Source organism: Chitinophagales bacterium (genome assembly GCA_041392475.1).
Classification (GTDB): domain Bacteria; phylum Bacteroidota; class Bacteroidia; order Chitinophagales; family UBA2359; genus JAUHXA01.
In genome coordinates this window covers 1,580,915-1,599,811 of the sequence record JAWKLZ010000002.1, presented here as the reverse complement: position 1 = coordinate 1,599,811, position 18,897 = coordinate 1,580,915, and the positions used below count along the sequence as shown (strand labels likewise).

The window sequence follows — 18,897 nt, the reverse complement described above, 5'->3', positions numbered from 1 at the left end:
AAATAAGTAGTGCAAGATGCCCTACTTTCGTATAAAGTTAAATTAAATAATCTGCATGTGCAATTATTAAGTCAAAAAAAATGCCAATTCTCGAAACCTTTTCTATTTTCTTACGTAACTGTGGCATTTCTTCAAAATTCTACAAAAATATGTGATTTTGAATCACTACTTTTGAAGTAATATTCAGTACTTAGCAGTTTTTTAAACATAAAAATTTATTTAAAATGTTAGTGGTTGGTATTGCAGGAGGAACTGGTGCAGGTAAAACAACGGTGGTTAGAAAAATTATGGCTCGACTTCCTGAGGCGAATTTATCGGTTATTCCCCAAGATAATTATTACAAGGATAATAGCCACATGCCTTTAGCCGAAAGACAAAAATTAAATTTTGACCACCCAGCAGCTATTGAATTTAGCTTGTTGGTCAAACATGTCCGCAGTTTGAAACAAGGCGATGGTGTTCAGATTCCTATTTATTCTTACCTCACCTGTACCCGTTCTGATGAGACCATTCCTATGAAACCCAAGAATGTGGTGATAGTGGAAGGGATTTTGATTCTGACGCATCCTCGTCTTCGGGATCTACTGGATATCAAAGTATTTGTAGATGCTGCACCAGATGAACGCTTGATTCGGGTAATTCATCGGGATATTTTGGAGCGTGGCAGAAATGTGCGGGAAGTATTGGAACGCTATGAAAAATCGGTCAAGCCGATGCACCAGCAATTTATTGAACCTGCAAAACAATTTGCAGATATTATCGTACCCAGAGGAGGGCAAAATGAGGTGGCGATTGATGTGTTGGCTCGAATGATTAGTACACGGATTCAGTAGGTTTTCTTTTTTTAAAGTAATAGACTGCCATCATAATGAATAAAATACTGGTCAAGCTGGTCAATAAGGCTATCCAAATTGAAGTAGACCATTTGTTTTCAAATTGAATGGCATCCGTGTCACCAATTACTACAAAGCCTGCCCATAAATAAGGATATGCGCCTCGATTGTCCTGCGTTTGAAGGTACTGCAATTTGGCAGTTCTCAAAGCAGCATCTTTAGTCTGTCCCATTTTTAGTGCTGCATAAAAATTTTCCATCAGGATACCTGTTTGCTCATCGGGAACACTCCATAAGCTCATCACCATACTTGGACAACCTGCAAAAGCAAATGCTCTCGAAAGACTCATGATTCCCTCTCCTCGCTTCAATTCCCCCACTCCCGTATTGCAAGCACTCAACACAGCAAGACCTGCATTGAGCTGCATATTGTAAAGTTCGGCAGCAGTCAATCGATTGTCTTTTTTATCTTTGGTTTTCGTGAATATAAGGTGGGAATAAAGCGGATTGGAATCGTCAATAATACCGTGCATGGCCAAGTGCAAAACACCATAATTAGAAGCTGTTTTTTGAAAATTTTCTTTTGTGGCATCTTCTGCTATCCATTTTTGACCATTCAAGAAACTGGCCAAATGCGTCACTATCTGCCGTGCATAGATCAAATCCCCCAGACCGCTTCTCACATTTATGGCCATTAAAGGAACTTGATCATTGTCACTATATAAAGAATCCAGTTCAATACTACTATACATAGGTGTTTGGTAAACAGGTGCAAAGCCTCCAAAAGTATAATTGCTGGCTGATATAGTTTTCATCTCCTCATTTTCTAACCATAAGGTACTAGCATAGGCATAACTGATGTTGTATTGTTTGAGGAGGTAAGGGTAATTTTGAAAGTTAAAGGGATCTTTTGGTGTATCATTTAGCAAGACTTCAAACGGAATGTAACCCAGCGTCCCGTCAGGTATAATAATCAAATGTTCCTTATCTTTCAATTGGTTTAGCGGTTCTTTTAGCAGCCAATCATATAGTTGCTGTGCAGTTTTTACATACATATTCGCAGCTTCTTTGGTAGAATCTACTACAAAAGTCCAATTGCTCAATGTTTCTTTTAATACTTGAATCTGCTTGTCAAAATTCGCTGGTTTTTCATGACGATAAACTGCAATGGTATCTTGTGTGAGCAAATAGGTGTAGAACTGATGCGTTCCAACGAAGTATTCGACAATTGCTTGATCTGGGGAGAGAACCTTTTGTAGTTGTTGTGGAGGCAGCTTTTTTTCAGTAGATTTCAGTTTGAAGTAGTCGGGATATTGAGATAGTTGGAGAATCACCTGCTCCTTACTTCTATTCAATTTAAACAATTGAAGTTGAATATCGGCAATTTCGAGGCTATCTTGTGGCTGTATATTTTGTAAATCGTATGCTCGTTTTTCATAGTATGCCAATTCTATTTTTACTTCCTCTAAAGTGTTGAGCAAATCTTGGGGTATGTTTTTTACGTGCTGCAAAGCTCCTTCATGTACTGCTTCCTTCAAAACACTTGCTTTGCTGCTTTCTATAAATGCAAATGTCTTGTTTAGGTAGTCCATATCATTGGTAAGTTGATACAATTGATACGTTACCTCAATGGCTGATTCATAGGCATCATATATGTAGTTGAGAATATAGTGTTTTGATTCGTCATTAGTGTATCGCTGTCGCCGAAATTCAATGTTGTTGAGTACCCATTCATATCCTTCCAAAGCTGATTGAAGGTATTCCCTTGAACTATCTGCTTCAAATTTTTCTTCAAACACAATCGCTTTGTTTCTAATAGCTTCCATGCACCAGATTGAAGTGTATCCTTCCATCTTATTGGGATTTTTGCGGACATCAGAAGACGTGAAGTTGGGATTTAACTGTTGTAGTGCCGTTTGATATACTTGAAGTGCGCTGTCTAACCTTCCTTCTTGGCGGTAAAAATCTCCTAAATAGACATATACTTTTGCGTGATCGGGATGATGTTCGCCGTATACTTCTTTGGAAATGGTCAAGGCTTTTTGGTAATCAAGGTCTGCTTGACGGGTATTTCCTTGACAATTGTGCGCCAATGCTAATCGAAGGTACGCATCCGAAACCGTCAGTTTTTCTTTAGCCGCAATGTCCAATGCTTTTTGTGCATAAGACAACGCCTCATTGCAGTCTTTTTTATCCAAATAAACCATTGACAATAAGTACGCAAGTTGGTTATCCTTCCTTCCTTCATAATCGTTACTTTTTTGAAAAGCTTCAATGGCATCTTCGTATTGCTGCAATCCTCTATGACATTTTCCAAGTAGGCTATACAATTTCCCAATTCGTGTACTATCCATTTTTGGCTCATCAAGATGAATCTGTAAGGCTCGCTGAGCATATCTAATAGATTTATGAAAATCAACGCTTTCTGCTTGATATGCGCTGGCTAAATTGTAGTAAACTCGTTCAAGGTGTGGAGCATTGTCGAATTGCTCTAAAATTGCGATGGCTTTTTCCCCAAATTTTATTGCATTTTGAAAATGCCCTTGGTGGTGATAAACAGCACTTTGTAAGTGATACAACAATCCTACTGCTTGTTTTGCCTCAGGTATAGTCTTAATCCCTTCAATAGCTTCTTGAAACACCTCCGTAGCTTCTGTGTAGTGTTGAAGCCTAAACGTATTGGCCGTAACTAGGCGATAACAGTTGTAAAATTCCGACCAGTTTTGCAGTTGTTTAAAATAGTTTGCAGCTTCGACCGCACATACATTGGATTCTTCAAGTGCTAATTCCTCTTTTTCCAGATATGCAGATTGAAGATACTGATAGGCATAAGTGCTATCAACTTGAACCGCCTCGTTTTTGTTTTGTGCACAGACAACATTTGAACTACCAAATATTGGCATTAACACGGCAAAAACGGTGATTGTTATTTTGAAGAAAATATGCCTATAAGTATCCATAAATGCTAAAATTTACCACTTCAATAATTTGTGGGACTCGTTTTGACCTCCGATTTGAATATTCACAATATACATCCCACTTTCTAAATCTACTATATCTGCCATCATTCTGTGTTCACCTTTCGGCATATGGTCATTGGAAAACAACTCTTTGCGTTGCTTTCCTGTTATATCCACAATGCTTATTCGAACGGATTGATAAGATTCCGTGAGTTGGTAATTTAGCACAAAAAAGTCGGAACAGGGGTTAGGACTCATGGAAATATGTGTGTGTGTAATTTCTTTCTCCAAATTGCGTTTTCCTGTTTTTTCCTCATTTGCTTCTAAGGCTACAAGTATGGGAGCATCGGTTGGCGTACAGGTAATACAGTAGTTCCCTTCTCCTCCTGGACTAGCCACTACGGTGTTTGTTTGTACAGGGGACATTTGAGTACCATCTATTGCATAAAAGAAAATATTTGCATTGGTAGGTAATTGTTTGTCTATCTGACATTTGGTTTTTAGGCTAAAACTCACATATCCTGTTGTCTCTTGAAAAGAACGGACTTGGAATGGGTCATCTAAACCTGGGAGTTTGATATTTTGAAAAACAACAATGATTGTTCCTGTATTCGGATTATAGGTGAAGTTTGTAATATTTCCAAGGTGGCTACTTTCTGTCAAAGTAAGCGTTCCCAATTGATAACCTGTTTGGTTTATATCTATCTTTAAAACCACGTCTTTGGCAATACCCGCTCCTTCATTCTGAAAACCAACTGTATAATCAAGTATTTCGGAATATACACTGCAATAGCGGTAGAAATTGTATTCTGAGCCATAGGGTTTGTCTATCCTTACAAAATTGGGATCGTGTGGATAATTTTTGGTTTCGAGTTTCAACTCGGCAGGTATTTTTATACCATGGCCATAGTTCATTTCTGCTGTCATAGTACAACTACTTTGGGCATTTGGGGCTACTTCAAAGGCAACATATATGTGTCTTTGTTCTCCTGGATGCAAATCACTGAAAGACCAATTTAATATATCGAGGTTTCCAGAGTTATTGCTTCCTAAGTAGTTGGCCCAGTTGTAAGGAATGACTGTATTGGTTTGATTGAAGGAATAACCAACATTGTTTTCATAGGATAATTTGAGTGTTCCGTTAGTAATGACAGACTCGGTTGTGTTGGTGTAGGTAATGATAGTATAAACCCATTGGTCATAAGAAGCGGACCAACTACTATTGAGCACCAATGCTCCGCCTTCAACTATTGGGTTTATGCCATTTGAAGTATCAGTTACATCGAAGGGAGGAATGGGATAAGTGGCTATTCCAAAATCTGTATCATTTTTTCTGACCACATGTGCTGTACCAAAGTCATAACTATTGGTTTCCAAATAGCGTTCTATTTGATGTCCATATTGCCAGTGTCCATCTGGCGTAATCCAAAACACAAGATCTTTCTCACTATATCCGGGATAGTCAATCGTAAATCGGTAATTATTGTTTTGTATTTGTTCTACACATACACCATCAGGTCCTTGGTAGTTTATACAAGCTAACACATTGATATTAATAAAAAAAGACATTGCTACAAAACAACACAAAAATAATAGGGTAGAACGGTTGAGTAAATAATATTTTGACATAGCTTTGAAATTTTAAACTATTTGTTAATTTTACAGTTGAGTCACAAACTCACAAAGCTATTTTGGATTCTATTGTAGTTTTGTATAAGCCTCCTATTGTGGCGATAGGAGGCTTTGTTTTAACACAGCTATAGTCACCCTGTCTGTATTAAATTTATTTTTTGTAGAAAAGCAAGACAATTTTCTATCAAGATAACTGCCTTTGATTGGTGACTTCAATTAGTAAAGGAAGGTAGTTGCTAAAAGGTAAACAGATTTTTTATTTTTTTTTAAAAAAAAAATTATACTGCGTGTTCTCCCTCCCATTTTGCAGTATATGGATTGTATCCGCATTTTTTGGGCTTGCTGTAAATATCTTCCACATAGGCTCTGCAATCTGTGCAGATGTATCTAAACTCACAATCTTTGCAGGTAGTTATTTGATCTTTGTGAATACTCCATACTTCTCTGAAGTGCTTTTTTTGAACTGCATCCTTTAGCGAACTTTCACGATGATTTCCATAGGATTTTTCCATTGAAGGACAGTTTTTGATATTTCCATCTTGGTCAATCGAGATTTTTCTGTTTAGGCAGGTATTGTGTTTTTGTGCTTCTGTGAAATGGCTGAGGTTGGGCGAAAAATACATGGGGTTAACGATTCCGCAGTGGTATTTACTGTCTATAATGGCTGATGTAAAAACCACATTTAGAGGCACTTTTGCAGAAAGTTGATGGACTGCATCTTTTGGGGCTGTGTGAAAAATCATTTGTTGGACTCTGGGATATTTCTCAACTAAGGATTTCATGGCTATTTCCGTCCATTCCGAAGTATATGGGAGGTTTAGAGCGATAAATTGAAGGCGGCTAAACTGAAAAGCATCTAAGATTTGATGCAATTGAGGTGGAAATATCTGGTGATAAATTCTTAGTTCGAGGGCTTTACACCCTAATTCATCCAACTCTTTGTGTATTTTTTCAAATTTATGGTTGGATTGTTGATTGATATCAATGATGGCGTTGGTAATCGTTGCAGAATGACTCCATTGCAGATTTATTGCAGGAAAACGAGTAGGTTCATCTGTCCAAAATCCCCATTCGCTTTTTACTAACAATTCGAGATAATGATCAATGCCTTGGTCGTATTGATGATTGTAGGAAGCTTTTACGGCTTCAATTGTTTGCTCTTGAAGTTCTGCTAATATTTCGTAGAATAGTGTGGGAATGAAGCGATAGGTATTTCGCTGCAAATCACATATTGTACTGCGGGTCGCTCCTTTGACGGGTATGCAGTTGGCAAATAAGCGAAAATAGGGTTTGGCATTAGTCATTTGTTTCATTCTTTTTTTGGAAGGTCCACATGCGAGAGATGGGTTTGTAGAAGGGATAACAAAGGTATTGGTCTTCCTGATGAAAGGAGCTTTTTACCATTTCTGGCAGTATTTTTTTACCGTCTTCTTGAAGTAATTGATAGAAAACGGGTAATTGCAGCAAGGTATCTTTTGGAATGAGGTCTGAAAGAGTACGTGTTGTTGATTCGGTTTTTATTGTATCAGCCATTCTGCTACTTTTTTTTCTAAGCAATAATTGCAAGGTTTGGAAACCATTCCGAATTGACCTGTTGGATTGACTTCTAAAAAATAATAGTGTCCATCTTTGCCTCGAATGAAATCCAGTGAGCCACTGTTGAGTTCCATATTGTCCATGAATGTCTTTACCTGATTTGTAATTGACTCAGGCAAAGAAAAGGGAACGGTGCGGTTGGGTTTTGTTCGATTGTATCTTCTAAAATCCACAACCGTTTGTTCGTCCATTTGTGAAAAAATAGCCATGCTGTGACATTCGCCATCTAAATAAAAAGTCCTTATTTCGTACTCCTTATCTATTTGTTGTTGCACCAATATCGGAAAAAAGGTGTCGGGTAATTGATGGATTGTTTCTTCTGTTAATATGGTGGTGAACCCTGCATGGAATACTTCATCAATCATAAAACCTCTTGACCGAAAAATGGCTTTGACTATCAATTCGGAATAGTTTTTTTTGAAGTTGCAGAGTATTGTTTTTTCGTTGGTTACAAGTGTTGCAGGAATCTTAAAACCCACTTTTTGGGCCATGCGAAGTTGAAAGGGTTTGTTGATTTCCTTTCGGGTAGGATGGTTCAACCATTTTTTTTCTAGGAGTTGATGAAAAGTAAGGTTGTAGGCTTCTAATTCATTGAAGGTATGCGCTTCAATAAGTGCTGCAATGTCTGGGTCTGAGATAGTGCTGGTATCGGGAGTTTTTGAAGGTTTTGTTTTCCTGAACCATACGGTATCAATGTCTTCTAATTTAAACTTACCTTTTGTTGATTCAACTGTTGCTGATTGTCCTTCGTTTGTCAATTGAAAAGAAGATGGCATTTTATCCAATTCCCCTTCATTGATTCTGAAAAAATCTACTTTGAAAGCATCCAACCAATCTATCACATCACAAGTAGTGACCTCTCCCATCTTGCTAAATATTAATATTGCCCCCATATTCCTAATGCTTTGTTTGGTTTACTACAAAAAAGGGAGGGCAACATCTCACATCCAAGAATGTAGGATGCTACTCTCCCTTCTATTAGTTAGTTAGCAAAATATCAATCTTCGCCCATGTTCATACCGTCAATATAGGTAGTCCAAGATTCGTGGTGACGATAAGGAGCATCCTCCCAAAGTCCACTAATGTATTTTTGGCCACCTTTCACGTTGGTTGATTCAACTTCGAAAGCTTCAAATTGCTTCAATAATTCATCTTGATTTTTTTTCATGATTATTTGAAAATTTTAGTGACTGCCTACTCTATTATAGGTTTTCGGCTTACCCTGTCATGCGTTTTTCTTGTTTTCAATAATTTTGAAATAATCAGTGTACACTCAGCAAATTTGCTTTGTACTTATATAAAGTAGTTAGGACATTAAAAAGTAAACAGGTTGAAGCGTTTTTCTTTTAATTTTTTTTCAAAAACGCCTAACTAAAAAAGCCTGCTTCCAAGAAGGAAACAGGCTTTGAATTTGAAGTCCAAAAACTATGGTGTGTTATTGTAGACAATAACCTTCCAATAGTTATTTAATCACCGCTAACTTATTGAAGCTGCTTTCTTGACCGTCAATGGTTACTTTGACAATATAAACTGCAGCATCTAAGTTACTGATGTCTATTGAAGTAGCAGAAGTATCTGTGGTTTCTTTGTAAAGCACTTGCTTGCCACTAAAGTCAAATATTTCAATTTGAGCTGATGCAGCGGTCAATCCATATTTGATGTTTAAGAGATTCGTAGCTGGATTTGGATAAATTGATACATTGGTATCTATATTTTCTTCCACACTTCTCTTTCCTTTGCCATCACCGTCACCTACTACTTCCACTTCACCGTCATTTGGCTCTTCACATGCCAAACAGAATGTGCCATCTGCAGGATAAGCCAATATCTTTGGTAAGGTTACTTGATAAGTCGTTCCATCTGCACAGATTGCGGTTACTGTGATTTGGTATTCTTCACATACATTGAAGCAACCTTCTGATGCTAAGGACACATAAGTAGTTCCTGCGTTAATTTCAAAGTGGCAATAATTTGGAGAGCATCCACTGTAGTTATGTACCACATCTATCTCATAAGTCACTGCTCCATTTGGATCCCAAGTCACAACGATGTCTTCTCCTGGAGTGTATGTTTGTGCTATTCCCTTGGAATTGAATGGCGAACAACAATCTTTTTGTCCGTGGCAGCAATCAGCAATATGACCTTTTACACTATTGGTACAAAGTAACTGCTCGCCTTTGAAGATTCGTATAGTAGCTCCATACACGCTACCTGCTGGTACACAGAAAGGATTTTGATTGACATAAATTGTCTGATTGTAGTCCCACCATATTTGGAAATAGTATCCATTCATATTGCCAGGTACAACAGGTATTCCCGCTGAATTGACCATAGTAAGACATACAATTCCATCCTTGCAGGTTTCGATGATGGAAAATTCACAATTGACACACTCTAAATCTTTGACTTCACCATTGAAGTAATAATGACAACATTGACTCGGTACATTTAAGTTGATCCCATAAGTAACATGCACTTGGAATTGTGTTCCTACTGGCAAAATCACGCAGTTTTCATCTACAATATCTGGACCTCCTACTACATCCCAATTGATACTAATCCAACTTAGGTTAGATGGGTCTATGGCAATTCCGTTGATAAGCACTTTTGTCACCACATCGTAGCCCAAACATTCTTGTACAACTTCAACTTTTACATCGTCACAATCACATTCTTTATCTACTACTATTGTGATGCTGCTCTTTCCTGAACATCCTGTGATAGGGTCATATACTTCAACATCATAGGTTGTCGTTTCGAGTGGGCAAGCTATTGGGTTTGCACTTGTTGGGTCATCCAAATCAGTAGTTGGTGTCCAAGTAATGATAGAACCTGCTGGAGCATTGACAGATAATTGTGTACAAGTAAATTGACAGATAGTATCTTGTGTAGCTTCAATGCTAATATCCAATTCTCCTTGTGCTACCAAATCCAATTCATAGTGACAACACAATTGAGGATTGCTAAGGTCATAAATGACTCCTACATTCAGTGTATAAGCTTCTCCAATAGGATACAAAACAGGATTGTCATTTACATAATCCACCGTTGTACCGTCCCAAGTAATCATGTAAGTCGGACTTGTTGAAGTTGGATCAATTACCACACCGTTGATATAGGCAGTCAGTAAGATGCCATCTTCTGTACAGATTCCTTCAACAGTGATGATGTCATCGCAAACAGGAGGTTCACATGGAATAACTACTACGGTTACATCTGCTGAGGTTGTACAACCTGTTTCCTCATCATATACTGTCACTGTATAGGTAGTCGTTTCGTCGGGACAAGCTATTGGGTCATAACTATTTGGATCGCTTAATCCATACGCTGGTTCCCATATCACATAGTCTCCTCCTACTGCTGTGGCATGTAAAGGTGTACAGGTGTTGTTGCAAATGGTATCTTGGTCTGCCCAGGCTGTTACGGTTAGGAATGGACGGATAGTGATATTGTCAATTCCCATGTTTCCTTGATTAGGAGAACCTGAACCAGAGGTTTGTCTTGGATAAACAGATAAATGCCTGTGAGCCCCATTGGCTGGTGTGGTGAAAGTAACAACTCTATGTTGGAATGTGGCAGTTGGCTGGACACTGATTTGGTGATCAACAACTGTTCCTGTAGCTGTTGTGGGGTTGACATTATCTCCTTCAAAGGTAATAAATATGTTATCTACTACCGTTTGCGCACCATTATTAGCTGCTATCACTCTATAATCGTACTCCAAAATATAAGTAGTATTCGCTATCAAAGGTAGAGGGTCAATAGTTTGAATACTCTCTCCACCATTGACTTGCCCCCATAAAAAGGCATAGTTATCTGCACTTTCTGCTGTAGGTTTCATTTGTGGAGAACTGGTCATCGCTCTCCAACCACATACTTCAGCATTTTCAAATGCGTGAAGATTACTATATGTTTGTAGGCTCGCTAAACTAGGTGTTTCAAAGTCCCAGTTAGGAACCAATTCACAAGAGCCAGGGGGGCAATCATTTTCTGCAGAAGGCTCACAATCAACTGCGTCATCTGCTTGTATCAACCCTGCACCCAGTTGGTTGGGGAAATTTGGATTTTGAGCAGTTATATCCGCAGCATGGTCATAAAGGCATTGTGCAAATGTATTTGGATTGGTATTCACATTTCCACCATGTTCACACAAATACAATCCTGCTAAACCTGCAACAATTGGACTTGCCATAGAAGTACCACTCCATGAATCGTAGGCACTTGTTGAAGTAGCAATACTACTCAAAATACCCACACCAGGAGCCATTACATCTACATTTAAACCATAGTTAGAGAAACTCGCTTTTTGATCATTTGCATCTGTTGCTCCCACTCCAATCACATTGGGATAAGCCGCAGGATAAGCAGCAGTAGGCGCATTGTCATTACCAGCTGCTGCTACACATACAATACCTGCATTGTAGGCCTGGCTCATGATAGCTGCATTTACGCTCGAATAACCATAGCCACCCCAGGACATATTGATTACATCCGCACCATTGTTAATGGCATACAAAACTCCATCATAGGGATTGTCTAATCCACCGGGAGTTGTATTTCCATCACTTTTGGTTTTGACAGGCATAATCATACAATGGTGTCCCATTGAAGCCATACCAACACTATTATTGGTAGCTGCTCCTGCAATACCTGCAACATGTGTACCATGTGAAAAGTAAGGATTTCCAACAGAAGTAGGAGGATTTGGGTCAGCATCGTTGTCGGCTACATCAAAACCAGGCACTACTTTACTCGCCAAATCTTGATGTGAGGTCAATACCGCATCATCTACTATCGCAATGACAACATTACTTCCTCCACAATCATTGATAGCCCAAGCTGCTTCGGCATTGACATGGGGTAAGTACCATTGTTGGGGATAGAGAGGATCGTTCGGAGCTTGAAAAACCTCGTTATAAGGGATTTTTTCACTCAAAGAAGTAGCCGACAGTCTGCTTAAATCATCGACTAAATTTTCGGATGCTCTATTGTCTGCAAAATGAACCGTGAAAGTTCTACCGATTGCATCGTCTTTTCGCCATTGCCTGAACGATTTTTCGATGCGGGTAATTTGGTAATTTTCTACAATTGCAGCCAAACCATTTATTCGGTTCAATTGGTTATCACGGACGTCACCACGAACATCAAATACAGGAACTTCTGTGCCTGTTTTGACTTGCCAATACACTTGATTGGATACGTATTTTATCGACTCTTCTGGAATCTTGTGGTTACCTTCGGAGGAAGTTTGTGCAAAAAGATTGCAGCACATAGTCATTAGGGCTATAATAGCCACTGCGTAAAATTTCTTCATTACTTTTAAAATTTAAGTATTAAGGAATATATAAATTAGTTGTATTAATTTCTATTTAAAATGACCTTTATGTATCATAAAAGCATGGCAAACCCTCTTCACTGCAAGTCAAACTTTGCTTACGGTGCTGAAATACAATGCATTTCTCACCCCGCTTACCTGAGCAAGTATGTGTCAATTGTATTAAAATCTATTTTTTTTTGTCAAGAATTACTGCTTGTGTATATAGCAGTACGGTTACATTGTGCTTTAACAGACTTGTTATTGCAGGAAGAAAAATAGCCTTTATCTAAGTTTAAGAATCAAGATAAAATAAAACATTCATCCTTAATTTGGCTTATCTTCTTCAAGATTGAAAACATGCTTATCTATGATGTTTCACTTAGTAAAGAATCAATGGTTTCAAAAAGTAAACAGCAAAACACTTTTTTTTCAAAAAAAAATGATATTATTACAAACAAAACGATGCACCTAAAACCACCTCAAAGTCATTATTCCTTTTATTGCTATCCAATAAATCTTCTTAAAAAAGATGGTTGCAATATTTTTTTAGGGATAAACCCCTAATTTTTATTGATTTTATGTTTACTTTTTAAGTAAAAGACCCTTTACTATATATGGCATCTTACACAGAATTCAATCAACTGTTCAAACAGTGTTACAGGTATTGTATGCCTGTATTAAAAAAATATGCTACGACCGAACAAGATGCGGAAGATGCTTTTACAGAAGCCATCACTATTTTTTGGGTTCATTGGAAGCGAGGTGATGTAAAAAATCAAAGCAATATTCCCGCTTTTATATGCACAACAGCCATACGGTTACTGCATAAAATAAACAAAAAACAGGTTCAAATAGTCGAGGATACGGCATTGAAGGACGAAGAGGCGGTTGATGATTTATTAGACAAATCGTTTGGAAAATCGTCAACTTACAAAACACTATTACTCAGAAAAGCTTTTAAACGTCTGGGTGACGCTTGTAAACAATTAATCACTGCTAAATATATCTACAAACATAGTTATGAAAATATTGCAGAAGATTTTGGACATAAAAATGCCCAGGTCACCAAAACACAAACACATAGATGCGTTCAAAGGATAAAAACCTATTTTGAAGAAGAACAGTTACAGACAAAACAAACTCTTTGATTATTCATTTTAAATAGTACAGGTATGCCCATTGATTATAAAGATATTGACATCATACAAGATTACTTAGAAGGAAATCTTGATAAAAACTCATTGACCAAATTTGAGGAGGAACTTGCTGTCAACACAGCATTGGCAGAACAGGTAAAATGGCATGAAACTTTTACAGACGCTATCCTTTTGGAGGAAAAAGAAAAGCTGCAACAACATGTTAAACAGCTTATTAAAAACGAAAAAGTCCAATCCTCAAAAGAAAACCACACTGTCTCTTCCGTCAAAAAATTCCGCATTTCCAACCGCCATTATTGGGCTGCTGCGGCAATAGTATTCCTCACTTTTTCCGTTGCCCTATTGTTTTATTCCAATAACCAATCAAGTATTGTTGCCGAAGATTTAGCCGTACCTTATGCTGCTCCAGTCGTAACGATGGGAGCAACAAAAATAGACAATCAACTTTGGCAACAAGCGATACTAGCTTATCAAACAGGAGAATACGAGCAGGTAGTAGCAGCCCTGACTCAAAAAGAACAAGTAGGCAGCCTCAATACAGAACAAAAATTTTATTTAGGCTTGGCTTATTTATACCAAAACATGAATGAACCCCAACAAGTAGTACAATATTTAGAGGCTGCAAAACAAGAAAATCCAACACTATATGAAGAAACCTGCAATTGGTATATTGCCTTGGCTTATTTGAAGGACAATCAAAAGGAGGTAGCAAAACAATATTTACAAACGATTGTGAACAATCAAAGTTGGAAACATCAGGAAGCCCAAGAGCTTTTGAAAAAGTAAAGTGGTCAAAAACTTATTGCAGTAGACGGTTTAAATCACATTTCTCTGATGATTATTGAGACCAAAGAAACAATAAAAAAAATGATTCCAAGTATAAAAATCTTGTATCCGTGTTTTCTATGATTTTCTGAGAAGTGATACACTTTCTGTCCATTTGGTAAGATTTTTTTGTCTTTCCATAAATACCAGCCTATACATAAACCGATTACCCCACCACCAAAAGCCAAAATATATCCTCCTACAATCAAGTGTTTTTCCCCATCTTCTGGCTGTGCAAGTTCCTGCAATCGCCTTTCTTTAAGCTCTTCAATGAAGTTGGAACCCACATTTTCTCCTCTCTGAATCAGTATTTTTTGCGCCAATTTATAGTCAAAAGTATTCCATTCATCTGGTTTGGCTAATATTTCATACAGCTCTTCATTGCTAAAAACAAAGAGGTAATAGTCTTTGTCCAAATCTTCCACCAACATCTCTGCATCCTTCTCCAAAAACTCATTGGCTTGATCAAAGTCTGATGCGAGGAGCAATAGTTGTACTTCGTTTTCTAAAGTGCTAAGGGAAAAACTTGGATTAAAGGAAGGGGAATTGTCTATAATTTTGTAAGCCAATCCATTGTTTTTCAAAACCTCTGCCATCTCTTCCGCTTGTTCTACATTCGGAAATACTCTAAAGACTGCAAAGTTTGGATTTGTCATAGTTTTTTAAAAAAAATGCAATTGAATGCTTATAGTAAATGAATATACACATTTTCGACTAAGCATTTCAAATAATTTACCATTCTAATAACTTCTTTATCGCTTTCGCCACTTTCTTTGCATTCGGCAACATGGCTTGCTCCAAAACCGTATTCATCGGCACAGCAGGAACATTTACAGCTCCAAGTGTGGCAACAGGAGCATCTAAATAAGTAAAACAATACTGTGAAATTCGGCCTGCCAAGCTTTCGGCAAAAGAGTTTTCAAGGGCTTCTTCAGTCAAAACCAGCACTTTATTGTGTTTTTTGACAGCTGCAAAAATCATTTCTTCGTCCAAAGGCTTCAATGTTCTCAAATCAATGATTTCTACCGACCCTTCAAATTTTTTAGAGGCCGTTTTTGCCCAATAAACGCCCATTCCGTAAGTAATCACCGCCAATGTGTTTCCCTTCTTCAATTGTTCATCAGAAGCCGCTTGTGCAATTCGAGCTTTACCCAAAGGAATCACATAATCTTCACTTGGTTCAATGGTTTTTGCCTCTGCTGTTCCCATTACCTTACTCCAATACAAGCCTTTATGCTCAAACAAAACTACTGGGTTTGGATCCAGAAAAGCGGCTTTAAGTAAGCCTTTCATATCTGCAGCATTGGAGGGAAATACGACTTTGATACCAGGAATATTCAAAATACTGGATTCAATGCACGCCGAATGATACGGTCCACCACCACCATACGCCCCCGCAGGTACACGAATCAAGGTTTGAACAGGAAATTTACCCGCCGATAAATAACAGGACTTAGCAATCTCTGTCACCAATTGATTCATGCTGGGCCAAAAGTAATCCGCAAACTGTATTTCGACAATCGGCTTCAAACCTACTGCCGACATACCTGCCGTAGAACCAACGATATAGGCTTCCTGAATAGCTGTATTGAATACACGGTCATCACCATATTTCTGCGCCAAAGTTGCCGCTTCTCTAAAAACACCTCCCAATCTTCCTCCCACATCCTGGCCATAAAAAAGGGCTTCAGGATAAGTTCGCAAGATTTCGTCCATTGCATACAATGCCGCATCTACCATCAAAACTTTTCGACCTCCTTCTGGCGCACGTTCCCCTTTTTCTTCTACAATTGAAGTAGGAGCATATACATGCTGCAAAAGTGTTTCAGGATCAGGATTTGGAGCAGCTACCGCTTTTTCAAAAGCAGATTCTATTTCCTGTGCTCCTTCATCTTCCATCTTCTTCAATACATCAACCTCAAAATGAAGGTCTAATAATTGTTGGTGAAGTTTGATCAATGGATCATGTTGGGCGTGTTCCTCCAAATCGTCACGATACCATTCTTTGCGTACTCCCGAAGTATGGTGTCCCAAAAGAGGTACTTTGGCGTGTAAAACAACGGGGCTGCGGTGTTCCCGAATATGGTTCATACATTTTTGCACTGCTTCATAAGCTGCAAAAAAATCACTTCCATCCACAGTAATTCGCTTCAATCCCTTAAAACCTGCCGCATATTCATAGGCGTTCATGCTTCGTGTTTCCTCACCTGTTGCTGAAATTCCCCAGTCGTTGTCTTGTACCAAGTACAAAATCGGCAACTGCTTCAACGCTGCAAATTGCCAAGCCTCAGCTACTTCTCCTTCCGTAACCGAACCATCTCCCAATGAACAAACAACAACAGGTCTTGCACCATTTTGCAATAAACCTCGCTGTTCTTTGTATTGAACCCCTTGCGCTATGCCCGTTGTAGGAATGACCTGCATACCCGTAGCACTGGATTGTTGAATAATTTGTGGATGATTTTTACTTTTTGAAGAAGGGTGACAATAATAGGAACGTCCTGCGGTGAAAGGATCATCGGCTTTCGCCAACAGTTGCAGCATCAAATCGTAAGGTTCAAAACCTGCGCCCAATAAGATAGCATCATCTCGATAATAAGGACTTACATAATCATAGTTTTTTAGTTGAAGGGCTAAAGCCAATTGAATTGCCTCATGACCTCTTGCAGTAGCATGAACGTACTTGCAGGTATAACGATGTTTTTCATACGTTTCTGCCATATATTTTACCATCTGCATCAACTTGTATGCCTTCAAAAGTATCTTTTCTTCTATCTTAAACGCTGGTTCGGTTTGGGGCATGAACTTTTCTTGTTTTAGGTATCTTGTAACAAAATTACATAAATTCCACTTATTTTAACAAAATGAACTAACAAATGTTAGTTTAGTGTTTTTTACTTAATTTTATAGCCAGAATATCAAAACAATACTGTAGATAATTTAGACTTTGGACGAAAGATTAAAGACATAAGACAAAAAGTTTTAAATCATTGACAGCAAAGAAATTAAGTGAAATCGCATTGAAAATACAATTTACTAATAACCAAATATTTAGGCAAACTAAAATATTTAATTAGTCATTCTTGAATTTCAATTTGTCCACTAATAAGGAGTTGGCTGAATTTGTAGTTGTTGAGTGACAGCGAAATTCCGATTTTTCATCAGGGAGTTTTTAATTTGAATTTGTCTTTCTACTTATGTCTTTCGCCCAAAGTCCAAAGGTAATACAACCAAATTACTTAATATCGCACTCCAACAATTTCTGTTCACCAAGGAATCCTTCCAATCTATCGCCAATTGCAACAGGGCCAACACCTTCGGGTGTTCCTGTGAAAATCAAATCACCTTTTTGAAGGGTGAAAAACTGGGAAAGATAAGTAATCAAATAGTCAAAGGTAAACAGTAAATCTTTGGTATTGCCTGCTTGAACAGTTTCTCCATTTTTGGTCATCGAGAAATCAATATTGTTTACATCTCTCACTTCTTCAATGGGTAGCCATTTTCCAACAGGTGCAGAACCGTCAAATCCTTTGGCGAGTAGCCATGGTTGTCCTTTGGCTTTCAATTCGTTTTGAAGATCACGGGCAGTAAAGTCTATCCCCAGTGTGATTTCATTATAATATTTATGGGCAAATTTGGGAGCAATGTGTTTACCAAGTTTGCTGATTTTTATCACCAATTCGATTTCGTGATGAATATCATTAGAAAACTCAGGATAGAAAAAGGGGCGGTTTTCACGCACCAAAGCTGTTTGAGGTTTGGAAAAAATCAGAGGTTTTTTGGGAACAGGATTGTTCAGTTCTTTTGCGTGTTCGGCATAGTTTCTACCAATACAGAAGATTTTCATTGGAAGGAGTTTGAATTATTGAATTAATTGAAGGTATTCATAGTTCGTTCAATGCCCAATGTAGCAAAACTTTTTATTCCTTCAATGCTTTTTTTGATATGTTTGTCCAGCTCGGCATTTTCTTCTTCTGTCCATTTTCCCAATACGTAGTGAATTTGTTGCCCTGGTGCAAAATCATTGCCAATACCAAAACGCAAACGGGGATAAGCATTGGTATTTAATTGCAGTGTAATGTCTTTCAATCCATTGTGTCCACCATCATTGCCTTTGGGTTTCATTCTCAATTTACCAAAATCAAGGTCTTTGTCATCCACTACTACCAATATATTATTGATAGGAATTTTTAGATTTTGCATCCAATACCGAACAGCCTTTCCGCTTAGGTTCATATAGGTCGTTGGCTTGATGAGGTACAATGATCGCCCTTTGTATTTGACCTCTGCTTTATGTGCCAATCGCTCTAATTTGAAGGAACAATCATATTCTTCAGCCAATTTGTCTACAATGTCGAAACCAATATTGTGGCGGGTATTTGCATAATCCACTCCAATATTGCCCAGACCAACGATTAAAAATTTACTCATAAGACATTCATGAAAAGTCAGAAAAACAACGATTTGGTATAACAAAATGAACCGATGGCTACTTACCATCGGTTCATTTCTAAAGTTCAACATATAGCAATCTCAGGATGGAAATGGAAATCCACTTATAAGTTCGTTTCTATGACC

General features: G+C 38.0%; 14 protein-coding genes. 3 read left to right on the top strand and 11 right to left on the bottom strand.

Translation table 11 applies throughout. The features are described 5' to 3' along the window. The first annotated feature begins 224 nt into the window (after positions 1 to 224). Entirely contained in the window at positions 225 to 833 is a 609-nt protein-coding gene (gene udk, locus R3E32_19755; GenBank protein MEZ4886975.1) for a uridine kinase, read from the top strand. Here the strand turns inward: udk and R3E32_19750 are convergent. The 7 genes from R3E32_19750 to R3E32_19720 form a co-directional block, all read right to left on the bottom strand. Then, the gene (locus tag R3E32_19750) at positions 814 to 3,792 is read right to left on the bottom strand and encodes a CHAT domain-containing protein (GenBank protein MEZ4886974.1); all 2,979 of its coding nucleotides are present in this window, start codon (positions 3,790 to 3,792) and stop codon (positions 814 to 816) included. The two genes, udk and R3E32_19750, sit on opposite strands and share 20 nt — an antisense overlap. A 12-nt stretch (positions 3,793 to 3,804) precedes the next feature. Beyond that, complete coding sequence (locus tag R3E32_19745) at positions 3,805 to 5,421, bottom strand: T9SS type A sorting domain-containing protein (GenBank protein ID MEZ4886973.1); 1,617 nt, start codon at positions 5,419 to 5,421, stop codon at positions 3,805 to 3,807. Positions 5,422 to 5,702: 281 nt separating this feature from the next. Beyond that, positions 5,703 to 6,737 (bottom strand): grasp-with-spasm system SPASM domain peptide maturase, encoded by a 1,035-nt coding sequence (gwsS, locus tag R3E32_19740; GenBank protein ID MEZ4886972.1) that lies wholly within the window; start codon positions 6,735 to 6,737, stop codon positions 5,703 to 5,705. Continuing rightward, positions 6,721 to 6,957: a hypothetical protein gene (locus tag R3E32_19735; GenBank protein MEZ4886971.1), complete on the bottom strand. Its 237-nt coding sequence runs from the start codon at positions 6,955 to 6,957 to the stop codon at positions 6,721 to 6,723. Before R3E32_19735 ends, gwsS begins: the two co-directional genes overlap by 17 nt. Then, positions 6,942 to 7,913: a grasp-with-spasm system ATP-grasp peptide maturase gene (gene gwsG, locus R3E32_19730; protein ID MEZ4886970.1), complete on the bottom strand. Its 972-nt coding sequence runs from the start codon at positions 7,911 to 7,913 to the stop codon at positions 6,942 to 6,944. The genes R3E32_19735 and gwsG overlap by 16 nt, the downstream gene beginning before the upstream one ends. A 104-nt stretch (positions 7,914 to 8,017) precedes the next feature. Continuing rightward, complete coding sequence (locus R3E32_19725; protein ID MEZ4886969.1) at positions 8,018 to 8,188, bottom strand: hypothetical protein; 171 nt, start codon at positions 8,186 to 8,188, stop codon at positions 8,018 to 8,020. A gap of 294 nt (positions 8,189 to 8,482) precedes the next feature. After that, a complete protein-coding gene (locus tag R3E32_19720; GenBank protein ID MEZ4886968.1) occupies positions 8,483 to 12,334 on the bottom strand; it encodes a S8/S53 family peptidase in 3,852 nt (1,283 codons plus the stop codon). A gap of 617 nt (positions 12,335 to 12,951) precedes the next feature. On the opposite strand from R3E32_19720, the gene R3E32_19715 reads away from it, so the two are divergent. Both R3E32_19715 and R3E32_19710 read left to right on the top strand, forming a co-directional pair. Continuing rightward, the gene (locus R3E32_19715) at positions 12,952 to 13,485 is read left to right on the top strand and encodes a sigma-70 family RNA polymerase sigma factor (protein MEZ4886967.1); all 534 of its coding nucleotides are present in this window, start codon (positions 12,952 to 12,954) and stop codon (positions 13,483 to 13,485) included. 24 nt (positions 13,486 to 13,509) lie between these two features. Then, positions 13,510 to 14,280: a hypothetical protein gene (locus R3E32_19710; protein MEZ4886966.1), complete on the top strand. Its 771-nt coding sequence runs from the start codon at positions 13,510 to 13,512 to the stop codon at positions 14,278 to 14,280. Between the two features lie 35 nt (positions 14,281 to 14,315). On the opposite strand, the gene R3E32_19705 is transcribed toward R3E32_19710, so the two are convergent. From R3E32_19705 to pth, 4 genes are all read right to left on the bottom strand, one after another. Next, entirely contained in the window at positions 14,316 to 14,975 is a 660-nt protein-coding gene (locus R3E32_19705) for a hypothetical protein (GenBank protein MEZ4886965.1), read from the bottom strand. A gap of 76 nt (positions 14,976 to 15,051) precedes the next feature. Beyond that, the gene (locus R3E32_19700) at positions 15,052 to 17,121 is read right to left on the bottom strand and encodes a thiamine pyrophosphate-dependent enzyme (protein ID MEZ4886964.1); all 2,070 of its coding nucleotides are present in this window, start codon (positions 17,119 to 17,121) and stop codon (positions 15,052 to 15,054) included. A gap of 433 nt (positions 17,122 to 17,554) precedes the next feature. Further along, the gene (locus R3E32_19695; GenBank protein MEZ4886963.1) at positions 17,555 to 18,166 is read right to left on the bottom strand and encodes a fumarylacetoacetate hydrolase family protein; all 612 of its coding nucleotides are present in this window, start codon (positions 18,164 to 18,166) and stop codon (positions 17,555 to 17,557) included. A 23-nt stretch (positions 18,167 to 18,189) separates the two neighbouring features. After that, positions 18,190 to 18,750, bottom strand: coding sequence for an aminoacyl-tRNA hydrolase (gene pth / locus R3E32_19690; protein MEZ4886962.1), 561 nt, complete (start codon positions 18,748 to 18,750; stop codon positions 18,190 to 18,192). Positions 18,751 to 18,897 lie beyond the last annotated feature (147 nt).

What these genes read in the sequence shown, in the direction of transcription:
- R3E32_19745 (MEZ4886973.1), bottom strand. Translation starts at nt 5,421, where the DNA reads ATGTCAAAATATTATTTACTCAACCGTTCTACCCTATTATTTTTGTGT.
- R3E32_19695 (MEZ4886963.1), bottom strand. Translation starts at nt 18,166, where the DNA reads ATGAAAATCTTCTGTATTGGTAGAAACTATGCCGAACACGCAAAAGAA.
- R3E32_19710 (MEZ4886966.1), top strand. Translation starts at nt 13,510, where the DNA reads ATGCCCATTGATTATAAAGATATTGACATCATACAAGATTACTTAGAA.
- R3E32_19700 (MEZ4886964.1), bottom strand. Translation starts at nt 17,121, where the DNA reads ATGCCCCAAACCGAACCAGCGTTTAAGATAGAAGAAAAGATACTTTTG.
- R3E32_19725 (MEZ4886969.1), bottom strand. Translation starts at nt 8,188, where the DNA reads ATGAAAAAAAATCAAGATGAATTATTGAAGCAATTTGAAGCTTTCGAA.
- pth (MEZ4886962.1), bottom strand. Translation starts at nt 18,750, where the DNA reads ATGAGTAAATTTTTAATCGTTGGTCTGGGCAATATTGGAGTGGATTAT.
- gwsG (MEZ4886970.1), bottom strand. Translation starts at nt 7,913, where the DNA reads ATGGGGGCAATATTAATATTTAGCAAGATGGGAGAGGTCACTACTTGT.
- R3E32_19715 (MEZ4886967.1), top strand. Translation starts at nt 12,952, where the DNA reads ATGGCATCTTACACAGAATTCAATCAACTGTTCAAACAGTGTTACAGG.
- R3E32_19750 (MEZ4886974.1), bottom strand. Translation starts at nt 3,792, where the DNA reads ATGGATACTTATAGGCATATTTTCTTCAAAATAACAATCACCGTTTTT.
- R3E32_19720 (MEZ4886968.1), bottom strand. Translation starts at nt 12,334, where the DNA reads ATGAAGAAATTTTACGCAGTGGCTATTATAGCCCTAATGACTATGTGC.
- udk (MEZ4886975.1), top strand. Translation starts at nt 225, where the DNA reads ATGTTAGTGGTTGGTATTGCAGGAGGAACTGGTGCAGGTAAAACAACG.
- gwsS (MEZ4886972.1), bottom strand. Translation starts at nt 6,737, where the DNA reads ATGAAACAAATGACTAATGCCAAACCCTATTTTCGCTTATTTGCCAAC.
- R3E32_19705 (MEZ4886965.1), bottom strand. Translation starts at nt 14,975, where the DNA reads ATGACAAATCCAAACTTTGCAGTCTTTAGAGTATTTCCGAATGTAGAA.
- R3E32_19735 (MEZ4886971.1), bottom strand. Translation starts at nt 6,957, where the DNA reads ATGGCTGATACAATAAAAACCGAATCAACAACACGTACTCTTTCAGAC.